A 2192-nucleotide genomic window follows, 5' to 3' on the forward strand; every position below is an offset into this window, starting at 1 on the left:
ACTGATAGATATATACATCCTTGTTGTTGGCACTGCCGGTAATATTTACATACATGGTGAAAACCTCCTTCTTTATATTATATCACAACGAGCACCGACAAGCACTAACAAAATCATAAAATTTGACAAAAAAATTCACCGCAAGCGGTGTTATTTCAATATGTCTGGTTTTTGCAATTGAAAATGATGTGTCAAACTCCCGAAATTGCCAGAAATTATTGCAAAATCGTGAAATAGATGACAAGGGAACGAAATAATGCTATAATACGTGAGTGTGTGCCATAGGGAGGAGAATCCTCGGGCATACGCTCTTTTTGGTAAAAGGCGGAAATACGTTCTGCCGAAAGACAGGAGGCAGCAACATGAAATATGTTGAGGAAAGTTGTGAAACTTTTATCGATCTGCTCGCGGGTAAAGGACCGACTCCCGGAGGGGGAGGCGCTTCTGCGCTGACAGGCGCGCTGGGAACAGCCCTGGGTCATATGGTCGGCTCGCTTACAGAAGGAAAGAAAAAATATAAAGAAGTAGAAGGCGAGATTCGGAGCTGGATGGAGCAGGCGAAGGAAAATCAAAAAGCGCTTTTGGAGCTGGTTCAGGAAGACGCGCGATCTTTCGAACCGTTGGCGGCGGCATACCGAATGCCGTCTGAAACAGAGGCGCAGCGGGAAGAAAAGGCGCGTATTATGGAAGACGCGCTGAAAGAAGCTTGCCGGGTACCTTTTGCCATTATGGAAAAATGTTGTGAGGGTATTGAACTCTGTGGGAATTTCGCGGAAAAAGGAAGTAAATTGGCGATAAGCGATGCTGGAGCCGGCGCCAGCTTTTGCAGAGCCGCTCTGGAGAGCGCCAGCTTTAACATTTACATTAATACAAAGTCCATGAAAGACCGGGAGTACGCGCGGCAGGCAAACCGCAGGGCGGATGAAATGCGAAGCGTTTATATGGCAAAAGCCGACCGGATTATCGAGCAGGTTTTTCAGGAAATCAAATAGGAGAACAACCATGGCACAGAGACTGGAAGGAAAACAAGTTGCCGAGGCAATCACACAGCGGGTGCGGGAGAAGTCGGAAGCTTTAAGAAAGCGGGGGGTGGTACCGACCCTGGCGATTGTCCGGGCAGGAGAAAACCCGAGTGATTTGTCGTACGAGCGGGGGGCGATGAAAAGGGCGGAAAAAGCCGGAATTGAGGTAAAGCGTTTCCTCTTTGAGGAAACGGTTTCCCAGGAGACGCTTCTTGCGGAAATCGACAAAATCAATCGGGATGACGGCATTCACGGCGCGCTGATCTTCCGGCCGCTTCCACAGCAGATAGACGATGGAGCTGTCCGGGCGGCGCTGCTGCCTCGGAAAGATGTGGACGGCATTACGGAAGGTTCCCTTGCGGGAATTTTTACCGGAAGCGGAAACGGCTTCGCGCCTTGTACGGCAAGAGCATGTATGGAAATCCTGGATCATTATAAGATCCAGCTGAGGGGAAAACGGGTGGCAGTATTGGGACGAAGCCTCGTTATCGGAAAGCCGGTTTCTATGATGGCCCTGGCAAAAAACGCGACGGTTACCATCTGCCACAGCCGGACCGGGGATGAAGCTATGAGGAACATCTGCCGGGAGAGTGATATTCTCATTGCCGCGGCAGGACAGGCCGGGATGGTGGATGAAGGATATGTCCGTGAGGGACAGGTGATTCTTGATGTGGGAATCAACGTGGATGAAGAGGGCAGACTCTGCGGAGACGTGGATTTTGAACGCGCAGGCGCTGCCGGTTATATTACGCCGGTTCCGGGTGGAATCGGCGCGGTGACAACCGCAGTTCTTATGCAGCAGACCGCGGAAGCGGCGGAAATGGCGAGAACAGCTAAAGCTGCGGCAGGACTGGTTGAATAGATAGAGGGGAATTGGGAAGCTGGGAGAACAATTTACTATTTTAAGGAGGACTATATGGATTCATATGGTATTTTGAGCGTCCTGCCGGTACTGACCATCCTGGTCATCGCGGTTACGACAAAGCGGACCCTGTTTGCGATGCTTTGCGGACTGTCGGTGGCAGCGGTGGTTTTAGGCGGCGTTACGGGCTGAAGTGCTATAATAAAGTTGTAACGGAAGTGGCTAATAAGATATACTAAAAACAATGAGAAAAGAGGTTCTTATCATGCCACAAAATTACACACCAGAGTTTAAAAAGAAGATTGTCC

At 50.0% G+C, this 2192-nt stretch carries 3 protein-coding genes; all 3 read left to right on the forward strand.

What is annotated here, in order from left to right:
- The first annotated feature begins 362 nt into the window (after positions 1 to 362).
- Genes H9L42_RS16565 through H9L42_RS16575 form a run of 3 tightly spaced genes read left to right on the forward strand, consistent with a single transcriptional unit; the run spans position 363 to position 2076 of the window.
- A complete protein-coding gene (locus H9L42_RS16565) occupies positions 363 to 992 on the forward strand; it encodes a cyclodeaminase/cyclohydrolase family protein (RefSeq protein ID WP_187304503.1) in 630 nt (209 codons plus the stop codon).
- Positions 993 to 1002: 10 nt separating this feature from the next.
- Positions 1003 to 1884 carry a bifunctional 5,10-methylenetetrahydrofolate dehydrogenase/5,10-methenyltetrahydrofolate cyclohydrolase gene (locus H9L42_RS16570; protein WP_187304504.1) on the forward strand — a complete coding sequence of 294 codons (882 nt, stop codon included), beginning with the start codon at positions 1003 to 1005 and terminating at the stop codon, positions 1882 to 1884.
- Positions 1885 to 1938: 54 nt separating this feature from the next.
- Positions 1939 to 2076 carry a hypothetical protein gene (locus H9L42_RS16575; protein WP_187304505.1) on the forward strand — a complete coding sequence of 46 codons (138 nt, stop codon included), beginning with the start codon at positions 1939 to 1941 and terminating at the stop codon, positions 2074 to 2076.
- Positions 2077 to 2192 lie beyond the last annotated feature (116 nt).

The organism is Zhenpiania hominis, from assembly GCF_014333425.1.
Taxonomy (GTDB): domain Bacteria; phylum Bacillota; class Clostridia; order Peptostreptococcales; family Anaerovoracaceae; genus Hominibacterium; species Hominibacterium hominis.

Bases quoted from the DNA above. Each gene is read 5' to 3' on its own strand.
- H9L42_RS16565 (WP_187304503.1), top strand. From the start codon at position 363: ATGAAATATGTTGAGGAAAGTTGTGAAACTTTTATCGATCTGCTCGCG.
- H9L42_RS16570 (WP_187304504.1), top strand. From the start codon at position 1,003: ATGGCACAGAGACTGGAAGGAAAACAAGTTGCCGAGGCAATCACACAG.
- H9L42_RS16575 (WP_187304505.1), top strand. From the start codon at position 1,939: ATGGATTCATATGGTATTTTGAGCGTCCTGCCGGTACTGACCATCCTG.